Source organism: Vibrio ichthyoenteri ATCC 700023 (assembly GCF_000222605.1).
Taxonomy (GTDB): domain Bacteria; phylum Pseudomonadota; class Gammaproteobacteria; order Enterobacterales; family Vibrionaceae; genus Vibrio; species Vibrio ichthyoenteri.
Map to the genome: position 1 here is coordinate 1 of NZ_AFWF01000028.1, position 18,374 is coordinate 18,374.

An 18,374-nucleotide genomic window follows, 5' to 3' on the forward strand; every position below is an offset into this window, starting at 1 on the left:
TTCTTAGACCCACAGCTTGCTTGCCTAGTTGAGGGGCGTGGTCGGGTGTTTATCTACCACGGCGGCTTTGTCGCTTTTGTAGATGACGAGCAAACTTTTATTACTCGAATGGACTGAAAATTATTCAGTAAGCTGAAATCGGCGAATTGGCACCTATAACAAGGCAAGGGCACTTCGAAGTTACGAACTGCCAGCGGAGAAGGGGCTGGGCAATTGTGTGGCGATGATATGGATAAATTAGCGTTGCAAGGATTATCAAGGATATTGCAAATCTCTAACCGAGTAGACAAATACACTCATCCACTAAAGTTATATAAGACAGGTTCCGACAATGCCAATTAAAGATGAGTATTATGTTTTTTCAAATGACTACTCTAAAGTCAATTTTGTAGTCAATATGAATGATACTCGCAGGCTGGGGATTTTGCGAGACCAAGCGATATTAACAAATATCCCGGCTAGTTTTGAATGCAAAAGTCTGCGCACCTTTAAACCAATCGCCGCAGCATTCGACATTTCGGCGAGCACTAAGCTGCTCTTTGATATGGATTATGCGCAACCTTTAGTTGAGCTGGATCTATATAATAATTCGCTTGTTCCCGCTAAAATTATTGATAAAGATTACCTTTATCTTCACTGCTACAACATTATTAATATTTTGGATGATGAGGTAGGTTTTGACTTCGAAAAGTTAAACTCTATTGCTTTAGAAAATAGGCTGGTGTTTAGGCCCTCATTTGAGTCCTTCATCGTCTTTTTTCATCAGTCTGTGATTGATGCGATTGTCGCAATTAAGACTCCCTCCTACGCAAAACCAGTCAAAGTCTCTGATTGGACGATAGAATCTGAGTTTTCATAAGCTTAAAAAACATCCGCAAAACATTGCCGAAAAATACAGCGCCTAAATAATCATTTGCCTAACAATAAGTCGATGCGCACTAGATTTCCGCCTGCGTGGGAATGACGTAAGGGAAGACCTTTCGGTGTGCAGGATAATGACCATTGTGGGTGCTTACGTGCGCGTCTACTCGCTAAAAAATCACTCATCAGCAAAATATTCATGCAGCACTTGGCGCCATTCTGGGCTGTGGCGGATCTTGAGTAGCGCGCGATTAATCTGCTCACGGTATGGGCTGTTGTTTTCAATCGCGAGACCATAGTTTTGCTTTTCAAATCGATAAGGTAAGACAGTGAGTTGTTGGTATTGGCCTTCTTCTTTCGCTCGTTTGATCAGGTATTTGAGTACCGCATCATCGGCAACGATGGCGTCAACCTCATCACGGTCGAGGGCTTGTAACAGCTGATCGATATTGGCATAAGTTCGATGAACGATCGCTTGCGAAATCAGGTATTGAGAAGAGGTTGACGATTTTTTTGCTCCGACAGAGAGGTTGGCTAAATCATTGACATTCTTTATGTCGCTATTGAGTAGGCCTAGGGTAAATGTGCTGGCTAACACGGCGGTCACACTGGCAATAAAGAAGGTAGTAAAAATCGCCAGAAAGACGGTGAGGATTCGACCGGGTAGGGTCTTAAATTCAAAGTAATTAAAAGGGCCCTTGGTTATAAATAGTAAGCCCAGAATAAAGCCTTCGACCATTTGGGCTTTTTTACCCGGCATGGAGTAGAGTTTGTCGTTAATCCTGTGTTCGAGTAGGTAGTAAATCACCCCCACTACCGCGGCAAGAGTGAAAACAAAACCGATGATATAAAGCAGTTTAGTGTTGGTGAATATGTTGCCGATTGAGGCGAGGTAGCCTTGCTGTTTGACCGCAATGGCGAGATGCGTTTCGTAAAAGGAATGAGAAAAATCGAGGATTTCTTCTCTTTCTGGTGTGATGGACAAGCAGGATACGCCCACATTCAGTGAACCATCCGCAACCTGTTCGATGAGCTCAGAAAGACCGTGGTGGCTGACAGAATAACTCGCGCCAATATCTAAGGCGATTTCTCGCCATAAAAACAAGCTTAATCCGGAATAGCTACCATCATCATTTAAAATCACAAAAGGCGGGCAGCTATATGAACCGACTTTGATGTTAGTGAATGCGCTGTTTTGTGCAAGTGTAGGTGTGGCAAAAAAGCCACTGAGTAACGGTAACAATATACTGAGCAGGGCAATTTTTATTATTTTCATCATCACGCCTTAGTTACGACAATGAGCGAATCTCTATCGCTCCTTAATTACTATGTCTGTTATTAGTATAGCGGCACTTTGGTTTGCGCCGGCGGCGCTCGGGTGCTGGGATTTTTCCCATGTGGAGAAAATCCATTTTCGTCGTGGTCACTCGCACTGTGGATACTATTTTCATAGGCTTAGCTAACTTATTGGTTGCGATAAAGAAAAAGCGATGGCAGGCTTGGAAAAAAGGACATCATAGTGAGCGTTGAAAGTGAGTTTTGAGCAGAGGTCAGAAGAGCAACTTTGGCAAATTGCAGATGAGTTGATGGATAATTTGATGGCTGGTTCTACTGCCATTGATCACGCCCAGCATACTCGAGACTTTACTCCGCGAATGCTAGAAATTGTGACGCCAGAATATTTTCAGCGAGTTTGTCGCCACTATCAAAACGAGAAAGGGTTGTTTGGCCTGCGTGAGCATGTTGCTTTGTTTCGAAGACCAGACTCATTGGCGTTTGTTTGGAAACAAGCGTTTAGCAAGGTTGATGGCGAATACGTTGCCGAAATGGTGATGGTCGAGCGTGACGGTCGATTTTTTGTTGACCATGTAATGGTGTTCTAGTTACGGGTTTCGTTGTGATTCAAATGAATGATGTAAATAAGAAAAGTACCGCTGAGAGGTTGATTACTCTCCTGCTTGGCGCAACGTTGATTTTAGGTCTTGTAGGGCTGTTTAGCGATTTTGTGCCGATCAAACCAGTGCAAATATTGGGAGGAGGTGTCGCTGTTGTGTTGCTGGCATTAACGATCATTTATGGTCGGAAAATGTCGATACTTAAGCCGCGCTTGAAAAATCGTTATTTGAAAGTGATTGAATCGCTATTTGGAGGCTGTCTTTTATTGATGCTGTATTGGGTTTCTATCTCCTATGCCATTCCTTCTATTTACACTCAATTTGTGGGATCGCCACATGAAAGAGTCGAGATAGTTGAGCCGTTCCATCTACCAGCAAGCAAAGAATGTGATTATAAAATCGAGAGTGACTACATCAAATCCACTGCACGCGGTTTTATCTGTATTACGCAAGCATGGTATGAGCTCGATGAGACGAATTACTTGCTCTATGGTTATCAATCTGAATTGGGTTTTTATATCCGCGGCGTAGTACCGTTAAAAGATTTACATCGGGTTAGCAAGGTGGCCGGTCATTGACTCCGTGCTATTTCGATAAGTGTTGAGAAACAAAAAAGCAGCCAATGGCTGCTTTTTTGTTTCTGTATAACTGCGAGAGGCAATGTAGACAGAGCTGATTAGTTGTTCTTCAACCAAACGTCACCTTTAGGTGCTTGGTTCTTTTTGCGTTTCTTTTTACCCGTACCGGCAGGTTTTGCCATTGGTTTGTTTGCTTCAAGCATCGCAGCAGTAATGGTTTCATCCACTTCAAAGCCCGGAACTTGTTCACGCTCAAGACGAATTTTGTTCTTTTTCTCAATCACTTTGAAGTGATGGTAATCTTCGTAATCGATCAGAGACAATGCAAGACCAACTTCACCAGCACGACCACTTCGGCCAATACGGTGCATGTAATCTGATGGGCTGCGTGGTAAGTCGTAGTTGATGACTACAGGCAGTTTTTCGACATCAAGACCACGGGCGGCAATATCGGTGGCAATCAATACATCAAGCTGACCCGCTTTAAAATCTTCCAGTACGCGAGTACGCGCGCCTTGGCTTTGGTCGCCGTGGAATACTTCAACTGAAATACCACGCTTGTAGAGCTTGTCTGCTAAATGCTCACAGCCGTTTTTCGCGTTAACGAAAATCAGTGCTTGGCGCCAATCATTTTCTTTAATGAGGTGAGCTAGTAGGGCAGTTTTTTTGCCTTTATCTACAGTGAAAACACGTTGTACAAGTGTACTTGCTTCACTGCTCTGTAACTGTACTTCTAGCGGATCATTGAGCAATTCTTGCGTTAATGCTTGGACTTCTTCAGGGAAGGTCGCTGAAAACAACAAGGTTTGCTTTTGTTTCGGTAACATCGCTAGCAGTTCAGAGAGCTCTTCTGTAAAACCAAGGCTAAGCATGCGGTCAGCTTCATCTAGCACCAAGGTTTTTACTCGGTCCAGCTTTACGGCATTGCTTGAAATTAGGTCAAGCAGACGACCTGGAGTGGCAACTAATATATCGGTGCCACCACGCAGCGCCAGCATTTGGCTGTTAACCGAAACACCACCAAAGACACAGACTGTTTTCATCGCACCGTTAAAGTGAGTGGCATATGACTTAATGTTGTCGGCCACTTGCTTTGCAAGTTCGCGGGTTGGAACCAAGATAAGTCCCGTGACTGAGTTATTTTTGCGGTAAAGGCTTGGATGCTGATTAATGAAAATGTTCTGCAACATTGGCAGCGCAAAAGCCGCTGTTTTACCTGAACCTGTATTTGCACCTGCAATTAAATCACGGCCTGCCAAAACACTTGGGATCACTTGTGCTTGAATTGGTGTAGGTTGTTGATATTCAAGCTCAGTTAATCGTGCTAACAAAGGTTGAATCAGATTAAGTTCAGCAAAGTTGGCTGGTGTTGTAGCAGTAGTCATTAATATAAAAGGCTCAAAGCAAAGATAGTGGCGCGCATTCTAGCGTATTTGTCCCCGTTTAAGTAGCGCAATGATGATTGTGGCTGTTTTCTGCTTTTTATACTTAGGTCACAGTTGTTGGTGGAAATTTACGCAGCTTTACTTTTGTACAGATAGTGTTCAATTGAGATTTGATAGATAATCGCTACAAACCACAAAAATAATATGGATATCAAATGCTCAACAAAAACACATTAAAACCTCAATCTCTTAGCTGGCAAACGATCGGCTTTCATTGGCTCACTGCGGTGATGTTCATCGCGATTTTTTCGGTCGGTTGGTACATGGTCGATCTGCCTCGTGGCCCTGAAAAGGGAGAGTTGATCGGTTTGCATAAATCGTTCGGCGCGATCTTGCTGGTTGTCGCTCTCGCTCGTATTGTTTGGCGTATCAAAGAAGGGCCGATACCACCTGCTTCTATTGTTGAAGCATGGCAGGAGAAGCTGGCTAAAGCGATTCATGGCTTACTCATGCTCGCCACCTTGTCGATGCCGCTATCTGGCATTGCCATGAGTGTTGGCGGTGGTCGTGGTGCTGATGTGTTTGGTTGGTTCTTTATTGCTGAAGGCGAAAAAATCCAATGGTTACAAGAGTTGGGTGGCGCCATTCATGGTTGGTCAGTCAATATCATTATTGCGGTCGTGGTTTTACATGTGGCGGGCGCCTTAAAACACCAACTGATGGATAAAGACGGCACCTTATCTCGTATGTTTGGTCGTTAAAGTTAATCGTAAACTTAACCTCGGTTAAGCAGTCGCTGACTCCAATTCCGTTTGTGAGAATTGCTGGGCTTTGTCAGCCAAGCATTAGATAATACAACGGAATAAAATTGGAGAAGACAATGCAAGAAATCTATTTTGCAGGCGGCTGCTTGTGGGGTGTGCAAGAATTCATGCGCCATCTGCCTGGTGTGATAAAAACCGAAGCAGGGCGCGTGAATGGACGCAGTAATACGACCGCTTCTCCCTACGATGGTTATGCAGAATGCGTACGAACGCAGTTTGATCCGCAGCAGGTGTCGATAGCTCAGTTGATGGATTTTTTCTTTGAGATCATCGACCCTTACAGCCTTAATAAGCAAGGTGATGATGTAGGTGAGAAGTACCGCACCGGTGTTTACAGCGTTGAAGACCACCACCTTTCTCAAGTCAAAGCCTATATAGCGAAGCGTGCTGATGCCGCCCAAATCGTGGTAGAAGTATTAAGGATGGATAATTACGTTAAGAGTGATTTAGAGCATCAAGACCGGCTTACCAATCACCCTGAAGATTATTGCCATATCCCATTTGAATTGCTGCATAAGTACAAACGCAACGCAGAATAAAGCAAAATAAGGCCAGAGCATTCTGGCCTTATTGTTTAGTGATAATGTCACAAAAAGATTAATCCAATCTAACCACCTGCCATTGTTTACTGGTAACCAGATGGTCGGTGACTTTATTGATGGCTTGGTGGGCTTTATCCACGATCATATCGATGTCATCTTTCGTGGCGACCAGTGGTGGTGCGAAGCCGAGAATATCCCCATGGGGCATCGCGCGCGCAATCAAACCGACTTCGCCGCAGGCGGCGGCAACCATAGGGCCGATTTTCATTTCAGGGTCGAAGGCCATTCGACGTTCTTTTTGCGATGAAAACTCAAGTGCGTGTAACATCCCTACGCCACGCGAATCACCAATGATGGGGTGTTCTGAAAAGGTCTCTGCCATGCGTTGTTGTAAGTATGCGCCGTTATCTGCGGCTTGCTGAATCAGATTCTCGCGCTCAATAATATCCAGATTACAATTGGCTGCCGCCGCGCCAAGAGGATGGCCTGAATAAGTATAGCCGTGGCCAAATGCCCCCCAATTGTCTGTACCATTTTCCAGCGTTTGCCATACTTTATCGCCAACAATGACGCCTGAAAGAGGTTGATATGCGGAGGTTAGCCCTTTGGCGATAGTGATAAGATCTGGGCGCATTTCATAATGTATCGAGCCAAAAGCGGAGCCAATTCGACCAAAGCCGCACACCACTTCATCGGCAATCAGTAAGATATCGTACTTGTCTAACACTTGACGAATAGCAGACCAATAGCCCTCAGGCGGTGGCACAATCCCACCGGTGCCTAAAACCGGCTCAGCAATCATCGCTGCCACCGTATCAGGCCCTTCTTCAAGGATCATCGCTTCCAACTGATAAGCACAGTAAGCTGAGAATTCCAACTCGCTCATTGAGTCATCGCGGCGATGGTAATAATAAGGTGAGATGGTGTGTTTAATTCGCTCAAGTGGTAGGTCAAAATGAGCATGGAACAAGGGGAGGCCTGTCATCGAGCCTGAAGCAATACTAGAACCGTGATAGCCACGCTCACGTGAGATGATTTTCTTCTTTTCAGGGCGGCCTAATACGTTGTTGTAGTACCACACTAGCTTGAGTTGGGTTTCATTGGCGTCACTGCCGGACATGCCATAGTAGACTTTGCTCATGCCTGAAGGTGCCATGTTGATAATACGCTCTGATAAGGTGACCAAGGCTTCATTAGTATGACCGACATAGGTGTGATAATAAGCGAGCTTTTTAGCCTGTTCGTAAATCGCCTCGGCCATTTCTTCACGACCATATCCAATATTGACGCAGTAAAGACCGGCGAAACCATCAATCAATTCGTTTCCACATGAGTCCTGAATACGAATGCCACTGGCCCCAGTGATGATGCGCCCAGCAAGTTCCCCGTGGGTGTATTGCTTGAGATGAGTAGAGGCATGAAATACATGCTGGCGGTCGCTATCTAGCAATTGTTTGGTTTTATTATCCATCTTAAATCTCTCCTAAATACTCTGTTGCCTTGACTTGTCTGAGGGAAAGTCAGCTCTTATTTATGGCAACGTAAAGTGAGTGGATTGTGTGCTGTGAGCACAGCTAACTAGCTGCCGCTGACGCTGGGCAGTGCGCCTAAACAGCAATATTTAATTTCACTAAATTCATCAAATCCATGGCGGCTGCCTTCTCGGCCAAGGCCCGACTGTTTCATTCCACCAAAGGGGATGGGGTGCCCGGTCATTTTTACCGAGTTGACACTGACCATGCCAAATTCCAACCCACGCATGCAGCGCCAAATATTGTGGATGTCATGACCATAGACGTAGGCTGCTAAACCATATTCGGTGTCGTTGCCCATCTCGATGACTTGATCAACATCCTGATAGGGTAAGACGGCGGCGATAGGGCAAAAATTTTCTTCACGGTAAATGGCCATTTCAGGCGTGACATCGGCCAATAAGGTGGGTGGAAAAAAATTACCTCTTATCGGCGCGTTATTTTTGGTCGAAGCACTTTGTGCAACGATGCGTGCGCCTTTTGATAGGGCATCGTTGAGCAATTGCATCGCTTTTTCAGCCGATTTACGATTGATTAATGGGCCTATGGTGACCTTGGGATCTAAGCCACTACCGATCACTTGCTTTTCAACATGCACGGCGAAGTGCTCGAGAAATGAATCGTAGTAATCTTGATGGACGAAGATGCGATTGGCCGCCAGACAGTCTTGGCCTGAGGTTTGAAATTTTGCATCGGCTGCCGCCTGCGCAGCTTGCGCCAAGTCCATGTCAGGAAGAATAATAAATGGTGCATTACCACCCAGCTCCATGCTGCATTTTTTTACCGTGCTAGCAGCATCACTGAGTAGCAGTTTTCCAACCGGAGTCGAACCGGTAAAAGAGAGTGCTTTGACTTTATCTGATTGACACACGACATGGGAAAACGTGCTCGCTTTGCCTGTGACTACGTTAAATATGCCTGGTGGAATGCCCGCTCGATCGGCCAACTCGGCTAAGGCGAGGGCAGAGAAGGGGGTTTCGCTGGCGGGTTTGATTAATACTGGGCATCCGATAGCCATTGCCGCGGCAGCTTTGCGGGTGATCATTGCATTGGGGAAATTCCACGGCGTGATGAGCGCGGCGACGCCAATCGGTTCTCTGATCGTTGAAAGCTGTGCGTTGGGGATATGACTTGGAATAGTTTCGCCATAACTGCGCCTTGCTTCTTCGGCAAACCAGCGCACAAAAGAGGCGCCATATTCAATTTCCCCCAGCGCTTCAGCAAAGGTCTTGCCTTGCTCAACGACCATGAGGTGGGCAAGATCTTGTTTGGCGTCAAGGATGTGCTGATACCAACGTAATAACACTTCAGCCCGTTGGTCGGCTTGCAGTTGTCGCCAAGGTGTAAATGCGCTTTGGGCTTGGTCGACGGCTTGTTCTATTTGTTCACAACTAAGCTGGGTGAAATAGCCAATGATTTCGTCACTGGCGGGATTGTAGACGGGGTTAAACTGTTCGCCACTTATCCACTTACCATTGACATAGGCAAGGTTGCGAACAAGGCGGACATCGGTTAGCGCAGCCATCATTTCGTGGGTGGCTTTGGTCTCTTCAATAACAAATCGTCGAGCTGTGCTCATGGCAACATCCTCCAACTCGCTGAATGACAATCAACCAATCAACCAATCAAACCGCAACTCGTTTGGCGAATTTCGATAACGGTGTCGAAGCGATTGGTTTGCATGTGTTAACCATAGAAGAGAGCTGGCGGCGATTTTTTCTGTTGTGGCGCGAGAAGTTGGTGAATTTTCTGTTTTGGGTCAATTGCGGCTTGTTAACTCGGCCTTGATTAGTGGGGAATCCACGTTGGTGGCTTGCTTTGGCTGCTTAACGATTTTGGTCACGATATAGGTATAGTAGCGTTCAATGCCGACATTGGATTCGAGCCATTGGTCGATGCAGCGTTGATATTGATCGATATCACTGCATTTAAATTTAACCACATAATCAATGCCACCCCCTGTCGCGTAGCACTCTAACACTTGTTCTGTATTGAGCACTTGTTGTTCAAAATGTTTGAATGCTTGTGCGTTATGTTGTTTGAGCGATATTTCAACCAGTACCGTGGTGTATTTGTGTTGGTCGGCAAGTTTTATCTGTGCGCCATAGCCTTCAATAATACCGGCTTGTTCGAGCTTTTTAACTCGCTCCCAACAAGGGCTCACGGACAGGTTAATTTGCTGTGCCAGTTGCGACTTAGTAATACGGCCATCATGTTGGAGGATCTGTAATATTTTAATGTCGTATCGATCTAAGCGCATAAACCTTCTCCTTAGATTGTATCGAGCACTTTAGTGCTTAATAAAAAGGTGACGCGGGAAATCACATAAGGTTTTCGCCCCGTGTTTGGTGATCACAATGCTTTCGGTGGTTTCGAGTCCCCAATCTTCAAACCATAGACCCGGCATAAGATGAAAAGTCATGCCTTCTTCAAGAACGGTTTTATCGCTATCGCGTAGGCTCATGGTTCGTTCGCCCCAGTCGGGCGGGTAACTTAGGCCAATCGGGTAACCACAACGCGCGCCTTGTCTTGAAAACCCCGCTTTGTCGAGGATTAAGTTTAAGGTTCGCGCGACTTCAGCGCAGGTATTTCCCGGCCGAGCGGCCTCAATTCCCGCTTCCAGCGCTTGGGTTAATGCAAGATCGGCTCGTTTGAATTTGTCGCTTGGTTCACCAAGAAAGATGGTGCGTGATAGTGGGCAATGGTAGCGCCGATGCGCGCCTGCAATTTCAAAAAAAGTACCTTCACCTTTGCGAAATGGCCGGTCGTCCCAGGTTAAATGAGGAGCAGAAGCATCAGCCCCAGAGGGCAACAGTGGCACGATGGCAGTGTAATCACCGAAATGATCTTCATGGCCTAAGATCGCTTGGCGGTTGAGCTCCGCCACTAAATGGTGTTTAGGGAGACCCGGTTCAATCATGTCGAAAGCGACGCGATGCATGTTTTCAACGATCCTCGCAGCACGATACATGTAGTTAAGCTCAGTTTCCGATTTGATGGCGCGACACCAATTCACCAAGCCCGTTGAATCGACTAAGCTGGCGTTGGGGAGGTTGTTAGCCAAGGATTCAAATGCGGTCGCGCTAAAATAGTAGTTGTCTTTTTCGACGCCAATTCGGCCTCTATCCCACAATCTCGGCTCTAAAACGCTCTCGACGAGATAAGCCATCGGATGGAGAGGTGGATTCATTACATAGTGATCAGGGTAATAGGCGATGTTTTCTGCTGACATATAAACGGTGCGATAAGCGCCATTGGCATCTTGGCAACGGCCAAACCAAACTGGATCACCACTTGGACCTACAACAACACATTGTGGAACGTAGAATGACCAGCCGTCATAACCGGTCAGCCACGACATGTTAGATGGATCGTGGATGATTAATACATCGATGTTCTTCTCTTCCATCGAATGACGAACTTTCACCAAGCGCTGTTGGTATTCATCATGATCAAAATGCAAAGCAAAGCTTGTCATTTCCAATCTCCTTATTGAAAACCTTAGTCGCGCCGTAGGAAACGGTTTGCTCTTCCAAGGTTTCACGGTGTAGAAATCAGTCGTTGCTAGTTCGCTGTTAGCTTGGCTGTTGGTTTTTTAATGGTGTAATGTCATGAATTGAATAGACCACTTGGCGAGATAAGTGTGGCTCGGTTACACGACCGTTTTTCAATAGCAATCACCTTTAAAGGTTTAATGTTGTAAATGTGTTAATTATCAGCTTGTGCCAAAAATGGCGTTTTCACAAGCAAGAGCGAGAAATATCGCAGAGAATAGAGAATAGAGAATAGAGAATAGAGAATAGAGAATAGAGAATAGAGAATAGAGAGGGGAAAAAAGGCCGAACAAACAAGTTCGGCCGGAGAGGTTAGATAGTCACTGCAAGCTTGCGCGGGTTACAGTGTTTGGTTCAGTGCGTAATAACGGCCTTTTTGTGCCAACAGATCACGATGTGAACCGTGCTCGATCACATGACCATTTTCAATCAAACACACGCTATTCATCTTGTCTAAATTGACGAGGCGGTGAGTGATAAAGAGCACTGTCTTATCAGCAAAATGTTGCTCAAACAAATGCATGATTTGTTGCTCAGTTTGTTTGTCTAAACCTTCGGTTGGCTCATCTAATAGCAATATAGGCGCGTTGTGTAATAGTGCACGAGCAATACCAATACGGCGCTTTTCACCACCAGAAAGCTGACGACCACCATCACCTAACCATGCGTCTAAGCCACTTTTCTCGGGTGTGTCACCTTGTAGTAGTTTGCTAAGACCCACTTTGTGTAACGCGAGGCTGATTTCTTCATCTGAAGCATCTGGTTTAGCCAAAATCAAGTTGTCACGCAGCGTACCATTGAGTACATCGACACGTTGACTAACAACCGTCACCGCCGCACGCAATTGAGATTCGCTCCATTGCTGAATCGGTTTTCCGGCAATCAGCAATTGACCTTGGTTGACATCCCAATAACGGGTTAATAGTTGGATCAAGGTGGATTTACCAGAGCCAGTCTGCCCAACAATCGCCATGTGATGTTTGGCGGGGATCATGAGATTGATATTTTCTACAACCGGCTGCTGTCCATCAGGATAAGTAAAGCTGACATTGCGATACTCAACGCTAAATTGATGGTCATGTTCAATCGCCTCTGCTGGGAAAGTCACATCCGGCTCTGCCAGAATGACTTCATTGAGTCGGCGCGCAGAGGTTAAGGTTTTTCCGAGATGCTGAAACGCCCCTGCGATTGGCATAAGCAGCTCGACACTGGCCATGGTTGCAAAAGCAAATAGTGCAATCATAGGGTCAGGTTTTGCTCCTGCCACACCATCAGCGGCCAACCACAGCATTAATACCAATGTCCAACCGTTGGCAAGCATCAGTAATGCTTGCGCTAAGCCAGAAAAGTGCGCGTTGACCATTTGGTTTTTGAGCAGCTTTTCTTGTGCGGAATAGATTGCATTGCGGTAACGCTCTTCGGCACCAAACAGGGTGAGTTCACTGTAGCCTTGCAACCAATCAAGGGTTGTAATTCGCAAATCAGCTTTGTTCTCTGTTAGCTCACTGCCGTTACGTTTGCCAAGCTTGTAAAACAATATTGGCCATAGGATCAGCAGCGTCATTAGGATTGCGCCCAATGTTAAGCCGAGAGTAGAGTCAAACCAGTACAATACGCCAGTCAGTGCAGCTACACCAAGCACACCTACTACCACCGGATTAATAAGGCGTAAGTAGACATGATCCATGGCATCAATATCGGCCACTAAGCGGTTAAGTAGGTCAGCATCTCGCAAGTTGGCCACTTTACCTGGAACCAATGGCGCCAATTTCTTAAAGAAGAAAATACGCAAATCGGTGAGGAGCTTAAACGTTGCATTGTGGCTAACAACGCGCTCACCCCAACGACCAGCCGTTCTGCCCATGGCGCAGCCACGTACAAAGGCGCCTGGTAGCATGTAGTTGAAGGTTTCGCGGGCAATGGTTAAGCCCGCAACGGCGGCCGCCGATAGGAACCAACCGGATAAGGTCAGCAGGCCAATGGAAGCGCCGACGGTGAGTAACGCGAGCAGCATACCCAGCGTTAAACCAAACCAATGCTTACGGTACAGTTTTAGGTAGGGAAGTAAATCACGCATCTAAGTTCCCCTCATTGCTGTGTTGCATGGTTTGATTAGCGACCAGCATTTGCTGGAATAAGCCGTCAGTATGTGAAAGCTGTTCAAAAGTGCCAGCTTGGACGATTTGCCCATCTTGCATCACAAGGATCTGCTCAACACTCTGTAATGGCGCCAGTTGATGGGTCACGATTAAGGTACTTTTATCTTGAATTTGATGATTCAAACCTTGGGTAACCAGATGTTCACTGCGTGCATCTAGGCTCGCAGTGGGCTCATCTAACAGCCAAAATTGTCCGTTTTGTAGCATTGCTCGGGCTAGTGCAAGACGTTGTGCTTGGCCCACAGAAAGGCCACCAGAACGATCGGAGATAGCGTAATCAAGGCCATGCTGATCAACAAATTCAGCAGCAAACGAGTCTTGCAGCGCTTGTTTGATCTCTTCATCGCTGATGTGGTTTTTACCTAAGGTAATGTTGTCGCGAATAGAGCCATGCAGTAGCAAAGGGTTTTGACCGACCCAACTGATGTTTTTACGCCAGTCAGCCGAATTAAGCTCAGTACGTTCAACACCATTGATGACCAAGGAACCTTGATAAGGTAGAAAGCCCAAAATCGCGTTAACAAGACTGGTTTTGCCTGCGCCACTTGGCCCGACTAGTGCGGTGGTTTGCTGTGGGCTGAGTTCAAAGGAGACCGGGCCAAGCAGTTTTTTGCCTTCAAGGCTAAACACTTCAAGAGCGGTTGCTTTGATTGATATTTGTGTTGGATGGGGCAGGGCTTTGTCACCGGATTTTACCGCCGTTACATCGGTATCAAGAAACTCGACGATGCTCTCTGCGGCGGCGACTGCTTGCTGTTTTGCATGGTAGAAGGTACCCAGATCACGCAACGGCTGATAAAACTCTGGTGCAAGGATCAAGACAAACATACCGGCAAACAGTGTCACTGCCGCGCCGTAACCACCAAAGTTAAGCTCGCCGATAAATGCAAAACCGAAGTAAACCGCGGTCAATGCAATTGAGATTGAAGTAAAGAACTCCAATACCGCAGAAGAGAGGAAGGCAATACGCAACACTTCCATCGTGCGCGAGCGGAACACTTCCGATGCGCCTTGCATCAGTTCTGTTTCTGCTTTGGTGCGATCAAACAAACGGATGGTCGTCATTGACTGTAGTCGGTCGTAAAAATGACCAGACAAACGTTGTAACGCTTTGAAGTTCTTTTGTCCTGCATCCGCTGCTTTGATGCCGACTAATGCCATGAATAATGGCACCAGCGGTGCGGTGAGCACAAAAATCACACCAGCCGCCCAGTTGACCGGAAAGACCACCACTAAAATAATAAATGGCACCATGACTGCTAGTGACATCTGTGGCAGATAGCGAGCAAAGAAATCGTGCATCTCTTCTACTTGCTCTAGCAATAAGGTTGCCCAAGAACCTGCAGGCTTGCCTTTGATATAAGCGGGACCAAGTTCTCTTAGCTTATCGAGAATGAGTTGACGAATATAGACGCGTATTTGTTCACCACAGCGATAACCAGCAATTTCACGTCCCCATGAGCATAGGGCGCGAACGGCAATGATGACTGCGAGTGTAACAAATTGACCGACAAGAGCGGTTTTGTCGACTTGTTCAATAATTAATTGATGGAGAATGGAAGCGAGCAAAGCTGCTTGCCCCAAAAGGAAGACACTTGAAAGTACGCCTAAACCGACAGCAAGCAGCAGCCAGCGTTTAGCTAGCTTACTTTGCTCTCTCAGCCACTTGTTCAAGCCGCGTTGTTTCTTTTTATCCATTATGAAGGCTTACTGCTGTTTTTATAATTTATGAACCATTGAGTATACAAAAGAAAGCCCCGCGGTAATACCGCGGGGCTTTAGGGATTTAGTGAAAAAATGTGAGTGAGCTCGGCAGAGGGCTATTTTACGCTTTGTCTGCAAGGCCATCGAGGTAGCGTTCTGCATCGAGTGCAGCCATACAACCGGTACCTGCAGAGGTAATCGCTTGACGGTAGTTATGATCCATAACATCACCGGCCGCAAAAATACCTTCAATACTGGTTTGCGTCGCATTGCCATCAAGGCCTGATTTAACAACGATATAGCCATCTTTCATTTCTAATTGGCCATCGAAAATTGCTGTATTTGGCTGGTGGCCAATGGCAATAAACGCACCCATTACATCAATTTCTTCAATCGCATCAGATTGAGTATCTTTCAAGCGAACACCGGTGACACCCATATCATCGCCGACCACTTCTTCTAAAGTACGATCGGTATGCAAAATAATATTACCGTTTTCGACTTTATCCATCAGGCGCTTGATCAGAATTTTTTCTGCACGGAAGCTATCACGGCGATGCACTAGGTGAACTTCAGCTGCAATGTTTGATAGGTACAGCGCTTCTTCAACCGCGGTGTTACCACCACCAACGACCGCAACTTTTTGATTGCGGTAGAAGAATCCATCACAGGTGGCACACGCTGATACGCCGCGCCCTTTGAACGCTTCTTCAGATTCTAAACCAAGGTATTTCGCTGAAGCGCCAGTTGAAATAATCAAGGCATCACAGGTGTATTCGCTGCTATCGCCTTTTAGGCGGAACGGACGCTGGCTGAAATCGACTTCATTAATATGATCAAACAGCATTTCGGTTTCAAAACGCTCGGCATGCTCTTTCATGCGATCCATTAACGCCGGGCCGGTCAAGCCTTCTGGATCACCCGGCCAGTTTTCAACTTCGGTAGTGGTGGTCAACTGACCGCCTTGCTGCATACCGGTCACTAATACCGGTTTTAGGTTGGCACGTGCAGCATAAACTGCCGCGGTATAACCCGCAGGGCCAGAACCAAGAATTAACAGGCTGCAGTGTTTTACGTTGCTCATTAGCGCTCCATTAGCATTACCCGAGCTACGCCATAGGCGAGGGGGCTCACTGTAAGTTGAGATTGTTTCTGATTGTAATAGAAATAATGGGGACGGGAAAAGGACATTCAAGTCACAAGCTAGAAATAATTGGCTATAGCTTAGAACTCGCCTAAATAGTTGAATTGACGAATAAACGCCGCCGAGACTAGTTAACTCATCTGGTTTGACTCAATACTGCGAAGCTCGATTGGTTTATATTACTAATTACAGTCAGTTTGGTGGTGTTATATGTTGATTTATAAAATATGTTGGGTTTATCTTTTGTTTAAAGTTGATTTGGTGAAATTAATGCGTAATAGTTAATGTAAATGAAATGTTAACTTAAATAGTCATGTATATTCATTAAGGAGTCGATGATGATACATAGTCATGAGAATACATTGCAGCTTACTCATTTGAGTGGCAATGCGATTCGCCAACTCGCCCCTTCTTTTAGTTCATTACCTCATACCCAGCACGCTGATGGCCAGTACCGTTTACGTCGTTACTCGGTAGTGCGCTTTGTTGATGGGCAGGTAAAGGTGACCGATAAGCATGATTTTGTGCAAATCGAGGATATCAATCATTTCCAAGGCGATATCGTGCGTCAATTCGAGCCCCTGCTTGATGCAACTTTATCTAGTCAGGGCATGCAGGAAATGTGTGCCTTGTTTGTCGAAAGCAATGAACTTGCCAACGGGCAAGAAATCGAAATCCATCAAATTCGTGTTACCGCCGTCTTTGATGAGACTCAAGTGGCGCCAGAAGGGGTACACCAAGATGGTTTCGATCACATCGCGCTGGTGGGCATTGATCGCCACAACATCGTGGGCGGTGAGATAATGCTGTACAACGACAATCACGAAGCGCCATTTTTCCGTAAAGTATTGGAAAATGGCGATGTCGCCTTACTTGCCGACAGTAAATTGTGGCACAACGCTTGTCCCATTCGCGCCATTGATCATCAACATGAAGGGCATATGGATGTGTTTGTATTAACCGCTAAGGATGGTGTCAATGAGCTTCACTCCTGAGCGCGTTAGAGCGCAGTTTAGCGCGCTCAATCAACGCTATAACCATCAGCCGGTGACCTTTTTTGACGGCCCTGGGGGAGCACAGGTTCCCCTTTCGGTGCTTGACGCGATGAGTTCGTATCTTGGTCATTACAATGCCAATCTTGGTGGGCACTATTTTTCCAGTCAAAAAACCACACAATTGCTTATGGACGCCCGTGTGTCGTGCCAAGCTCTCCTCAATGCCCCAACTTCAGATTCAATTGTTTTTGGGGCCAATATGACATCGCTGACATTTTCGTTGAGCAGAGCGATCAGTCGAACATGGCAAGCAGGGGATGAAGTTATTGTGACTGCGCTTGATCACTATGCCAATGTCAGTACATGGCAACAAGCGGCGGAGGATAAATCGGTCACGGTTTTAACGGCTCGGGTTGAGCCGAAAGATTGCAGCGTTGATATAGAACATTTGCTTTCGCTTATCACGGAAAGAACTCGCTTGATTGCGATCACGCTTGCCTCCAATACAACGGGTACCATGGTTGATATTGCGCCAGTCGTTGCCGCGGCGAAAGCAGTCGGCGCGCAAGTGTACGTTGATGCTGTTCACTATGCTCCACATCAATTAGTCGATGTGCAAGCGCTCGGCTGTGATTTTTTGGTGTGCTCCGCTTACAAGTTTTTTGGTCCGCATATTGGCATCGCGTATATCGCGCCGCAATGGTTGCAAGAGCTTCAGCCTTATAAGGTGGAACCTGCGGTGGATATTGGCCCGGGGCGATTCGAAACCGGAACGCAGAGCTTTGAAGCGTTAGCTGGTTTGATTGCGAGCATCAATTATCTTGCACAATGGGGGGATCAATCGCTCGATCTGAGAGAACGTCTAGAGCAAAGTTATGCACTCTACAATCGTTATGAAACCCAACTAAGTGACTACTTTCTTAACCGTCTACAGCAAACTAAGGGAATAACGCTGTGGGGACGGGATGTGGCGGACGCTAATTTACGCACTCCAACCTTTGCGCTGACCTTTGCCGGCGCTGAACCGATTGAAGTCGCTAAGGCTTTGGGTGAGAAAAATATCTGCCTGTGGAGTGGTCACTTTTACGCGCTGGGGTTAGTGCGCCAGTTGAATCTCGAGGAAGCTGGTGGGGTGGTTAGAATTGGTATGATGCATTACAACACTAAGGCTGAAATTGATCGTTTGTTCGATGCCTTAGAA

Annotated in this window: 16 protein-coding genes and 1 pseudogene; 8 read left to right on the forward strand and 9 right to left on the reverse strand. The window is 46.3% G+C overall.

Going from position 1 to position 18,374, the window contains the following annotated elements:
- Both RH85_RS03075 and RH85_RS03080 read left to right on the forward strand, forming a co-directional pair.
- Positions 1 to 117: pseudogene (locus RH85_RS03075) on the forward strand (cytosolic protein); the annotation flags it as partial.
- Between the two features lie 214 nt (positions 118 to 331).
- Positions 332 to 859 carry a hypothetical protein gene (locus tag RH85_RS03080; RefSeq protein ID WP_006710728.1) on the forward strand — a complete coding sequence of 176 codons (528 nt, stop codon included), beginning with the start codon at positions 332 to 334 and terminating at the stop codon, positions 857 to 859.
- Between the two features lie 180 nt (positions 860 to 1,039).
- Here the strand turns inward: RH85_RS03080 and RH85_RS03085 are convergent, their stop codons facing one another.
- Positions 1,040 to 2,137: a transporter substrate-binding domain-containing protein gene (locus RH85_RS03085; protein ID WP_006710729.1), complete on the reverse strand. Its 1,098-nt coding sequence runs from the start codon at positions 2,135 to 2,137 to the stop codon at positions 1,040 to 1,042.
- Between the two features lie 310 nt (positions 2,138 to 2,447).
- On the opposite strand from RH85_RS03085, the gene RH85_RS03090 reads away from it, so the two are divergent.
- Both RH85_RS03090 and RH85_RS03095 read left to right on the forward strand, forming a co-directional pair.
- Positions 2,448 to 2,744: a hypothetical protein gene (locus tag RH85_RS03090; RefSeq protein ID WP_420895787.1), complete on the forward strand. Its 297-nt coding sequence runs from the start codon at positions 2,448 to 2,450 to the stop codon at positions 2,742 to 2,744.
- 23 nt (positions 2,745 to 2,767) lie between these two features.
- The gene (locus tag RH85_RS03095; RefSeq protein WP_039948471.1) at positions 2,768 to 3,334 is read left to right on the forward strand and encodes a hypothetical protein; all 567 of its coding nucleotides are present in this window, start codon (positions 2,768 to 2,770) and stop codon (positions 3,332 to 3,334) included.
- A gap of 98 nt (positions 3,335 to 3,432) precedes the next feature.
- On the opposite strand, the gene RH85_RS03100 is transcribed toward RH85_RS03095, so the two are convergent.
- Positions 3,433 to 4,719, reverse strand: coding sequence for a DEAD/DEAH box helicase (locus tag RH85_RS03100; protein WP_006710733.1), 1,287 nt, complete (start codon positions 4,717 to 4,719; stop codon positions 3,433 to 3,435).
- Positions 4,720 to 4,934: 215 nt separating this feature from the next.
- Here RH85_RS03100 and RH85_RS03105 point away from each other — a divergent pair, with 215 nt between their 5' ends.
- Both RH85_RS03105 and RH85_RS03110 read left to right on the forward strand, forming a co-directional pair.
- On the forward strand, positions 4,935 to 5,480 hold the full coding sequence (locus RH85_RS03105) for a cytochrome b (RefSeq protein WP_006710734.1): 546 nt from the start codon (positions 4,935 to 4,937) through the stop codon (positions 5,478 to 5,480).
- A gap of 119 nt (positions 5,481 to 5,599) precedes the next feature.
- The gene (locus RH85_RS03110) at positions 5,600 to 6,082 is read left to right on the forward strand and encodes a peptide-methionine (S)-S-oxide reductase (protein ID WP_006710735.1); all 483 of its coding nucleotides are present in this window, start codon (positions 5,600 to 5,602) and stop codon (positions 6,080 to 6,082) included.
- 58 nt (positions 6,083 to 6,140) lie between these two features.
- On the opposite strand, the gene RH85_RS03115 is transcribed toward RH85_RS03110, so the two are convergent.
- From RH85_RS03115 to trxB, 7 genes are all read right to left on the reverse strand, one after another.
- Positions 6,141 to 7,556, reverse strand: coding sequence for an aspartate aminotransferase family protein (locus RH85_RS03115; protein ID WP_006710736.1), 1,416 nt, complete (start codon positions 7,554 to 7,556; stop codon positions 6,141 to 6,143).
- Positions 7,557 to 7,663: 107 nt separating this feature from the next.
- Positions 7,664 to 9,196 carry an NAD-dependent succinate-semialdehyde dehydrogenase gene (locus RH85_RS03120; RefSeq protein ID WP_006710737.1) on the reverse strand — a complete coding sequence of 511 codons (1,533 nt, stop codon included), beginning with the start codon at positions 9,194 to 9,196 and terminating at the stop codon, positions 7,664 to 7,666.
- A 180-nt stretch (positions 9,197 to 9,376) separates the two neighbouring features.
- Positions 9,377 to 9,877, reverse strand: a complete 501-nt coding sequence (locus RH85_RS03130; protein WP_006710738.1) for an Lrp/AsnC family transcriptional regulator — start codon at positions 9,875 to 9,877, stop codon at positions 9,377 to 9,379.
- Positions 9,878 to 9,907: 30 nt separating this feature from the next.
- Positions 9,908 to 11,095, reverse strand: coding sequence for a M24 family metallopeptidase (locus tag RH85_RS03135; RefSeq protein ID WP_006710739.1), 1,188 nt, complete (start codon positions 11,093 to 11,095; stop codon positions 9,908 to 9,910).
- Positions 11,096 to 11,511: 416 nt separating this feature from the next.
- Positions 11,512 to 13,248 (reverse strand): heme ABC transporter ATP-binding protein/permease CydC, encoded by a 1,737-nt coding sequence (gene cydC, locus RH85_RS03140; RefSeq protein WP_006710740.1) that lies wholly within the window; start codon positions 13,246 to 13,248, stop codon positions 11,512 to 11,514.
- Entirely contained in the window at positions 13,241 to 15,028 is a 1,788-nt protein-coding gene (cydD, locus tag RH85_RS03145; RefSeq protein WP_006710741.1) for a heme ABC transporter permease/ATP-binding protein CydD, read from the reverse strand. The genes cydC and cydD overlap by 8 nt, the downstream gene beginning before the upstream one ends.
- Positions 15,029 to 15,155: 127 nt before the next feature.
- The gene (trxB, locus tag RH85_RS03150) at positions 15,156 to 16,118 is read right to left on the reverse strand and encodes a thioredoxin-disulfide reductase (RefSeq protein ID WP_006710742.1); all 963 of its coding nucleotides are present in this window, start codon (positions 16,116 to 16,118) and stop codon (positions 15,156 to 15,158) included.
- Positions 16,119 to 16,516: 398 nt separating this feature from the next.
- Here trxB and RH85_RS03155 point away from each other — a divergent pair, with 398 nt between their 5' ends.
- Positions 16,517 to 17,173, forward strand: a complete 657-nt coding sequence (locus RH85_RS03155) for a 2OG-Fe dioxygenase family protein (protein WP_006710743.1) — start codon at positions 16,517 to 16,519, stop codon at positions 17,171 to 17,173.
- A partial coding sequence (locus RH85_RS03160) for a cysteine desulfurase-like protein (RefSeq protein ID WP_006710744.1) occupies positions 17,157 to 18,374 on the forward strand: 1,218 nt, incomplete at its 3' end. The genes RH85_RS03155 and RH85_RS03160, both read left to right, overlap by 17 nt.

Coding starts and splice junctions, on each gene's coding strand:
- RH85_RS03105 (WP_006710734.1), top strand. CDS start 4,935: ATGCTCAACAAAAACACATTAAAACCTCAATCTCTTAGCTGGCAAACG.
- RH85_RS03115 (WP_006710736.1), bottom strand. CDS start 7,556: ATGGATAATAAAACCAAACAATTGCTAGATAGCGACCGCCAGCATGTA.
- RH85_RS03085 (WP_006710729.1), bottom strand. CDS start 2,137: ATGAAAATAATAAAAATTGCCCTGCTCAGTATATTGTTACCGTTACTC.
- cydC (WP_006710740.1), bottom strand. CDS start 13,248: ATGCGTGATTTACTTCCCTACCTAAAACTGTACCGTAAGCATTGGTTT.
- RH85_RS03120 (WP_006710737.1), bottom strand. CDS start 9,196: ATGAGCACAGCTCGACGATTTGTTATTGAAGAGACCAAAGCCACCCAC.
- trxB (WP_006710742.1), bottom strand. CDS start 16,118: ATGAGCAACGTAAAACACTGCAGCCTGTTAATTCTTGGTTCTGGCCCT.
- RH85_RS03135 (WP_006710739.1), bottom strand. CDS start 11,095: ATGACAAGCTTTGCTTTGCATTTTGATCATGATGAATACCAACAGCGC.
- RH85_RS03155 (WP_006710743.1), top strand. CDS start 16,517: ATGATACATAGTCATGAGAATACATTGCAGCTTACTCATTTGAGTGGC.
- RH85_RS03100 (WP_006710733.1), bottom strand. CDS start 4,719: ATGACTACTGCTACAACACCAGCCAACTTTGCTGAACTTAATCTGATT.
- RH85_RS03095 (WP_039948471.1), top strand. CDS start 2,768: ATGAATGATGTAAATAAGAAAAGTACCGCTGAGAGGTTGATTACTCTC.
- RH85_RS03080 (WP_006710728.1), top strand. CDS start 332: ATGCCAATTAAAGATGAGTATTATGTTTTTTCAAATGACTACTCTAAA.
- RH85_RS03090 (WP_420895787.1), top strand. CDS start 2,448: ATGGATAATTTGATGGCTGGTTCTACTGCCATTGATCACGCCCAGCAT.
- cydD (WP_006710741.1), bottom strand. CDS start 15,028: ATGGATAAAAAGAAACAACGCGGCTTGAACAAGTGGCTGAGAGAGCAA.
- RH85_RS03110 (WP_006710735.1), top strand. CDS start 5,600: ATGCAAGAAATCTATTTTGCAGGCGGCTGCTTGTGGGGTGTGCAAGAA.
- RH85_RS03130 (WP_006710738.1), bottom strand. CDS start 9,877: ATGCGCTTAGATCGATACGACATTAAAATATTACAGATCCTCCAACAT.